The following is a 1,251-nucleotide window of genomic DNA, read 5'->3' on the forward strand; positions in this document are numbered from 1 at the left end:
GAGCCTACATTGCGCTCATTTGCACCAAAACAAACAATGTCTTCGTAAGGTAAATAAAACGGTTTTCTAAACAAAGTATGAGGGGTTTTTACAAGCCCGGTATGGCGATTAAAATAAAACTTATCCCGGTGCGATAATATGGCGCGGTGTTTATGCATATAAAAACCTATGATAAACAAAGGCATGTATATAACAAACGGTACCCACCTGTAATCGCCCCACACAAAACCAATAACAACCAAGTCAACGAAGAAAAACATAACTGCAGATACCATTAGCAAGAAGCTTAGAGCAGTAAATAAATTTGACCACCCTCCAAACCATGAAATAGCAAGTTGCTGCCCATCTCCGCGAACCCAGTGCCCTTCAAGCGTTGAGCCACTATCTGGGGATGAAAGCTTTGCTGTATATTCATCAGTAAAACGCTTACTTTTAAATGTGCGGGTTTTAAACCCGCAGCCATTGAGTGCTTCTGCTTTTTTTAATCGCGTTTCATAACTGTCTTTATGCAAATAATCTCTAGACAGTTGCTCTTTATATGTTGCTCTATTATCAAAGTATTTGCTTCTGTTTTCGGCTCTCCTTTTATTTTCTGCAGCTTTTTCGGGGTTATTTTTTCTAAACTCTTCTAATCGCACCACTGCTTCTTCATCTAACGCCAGTTGCTTTATAGTTTTGTCTTTTGCTCTTGTAGGATCTCGATTTGGGTTTTCAGCGCACCACTGGTTAATCGCGTTAACACGGTTTTCTCTTTTTATTTTTTCTCGTTCTTCGTGAGTTAAACCGTCTTTTTGTTCAGCAAAATAGCGCTCAAGATCCTCATCACTAATAAGGTTATCAAGTAAGTCATCAAGTTCGCTTGATTTCTCTGAGCTTTTATCATCACTACTCATTGTTACTCCTTTATTTGCTGTACTTCTTGTAAATTTTTTATAACTTAGCTTTTTATAACTTAACAATGGCTTGGCTGATTACTTGGCCAACGAAATTAAGATGACACCCATCTTAACTATTCAGAGTGAATATCGTTTTTATTCTTCAATTTGCGCGGCGTAAAGCCCCGCCTACGCAAATTTAAACAGCTATATTACATCGCCTGTAGGCGGCAGTTTACCTCGTGCATGGTTTGATTTTTTCTACCTTATGACTAAGATGCGCGTATTTAAAGTGGCTCTCTTCTTAATTTCCTTTTTACTCCCTTAGTCGTCAGTGTGCCAATAAACCTAGATGGGTGCATAACCCCTAGGTTTG

Annotated in this window: 1 protein-coding gene; it reads right to left on the minus strand. The window is 38.8% G+C overall.

The annotated features are described in order from the left end of the window. The coding region (locus H5201_RS22415; RefSeq protein WP_182785443.1) for a hypothetical protein at positions 1-893 on the minus strand (893 nt) is incomplete at its 3' end. Between the last annotated feature and the right edge of the window lie 358 nt (positions 894-1,251).

Origin of the sequence: Pseudoalteromonas sp. SG43-6 (assembly GCF_014164365.1) — a bacterium.
GTDB classification, from domain to species: Bacteria; Pseudomonadota; Gammaproteobacteria; order Enterobacterales; family Alteromonadaceae; genus Pseudoalteromonas; species Pseudoalteromonas rhizosphaerae.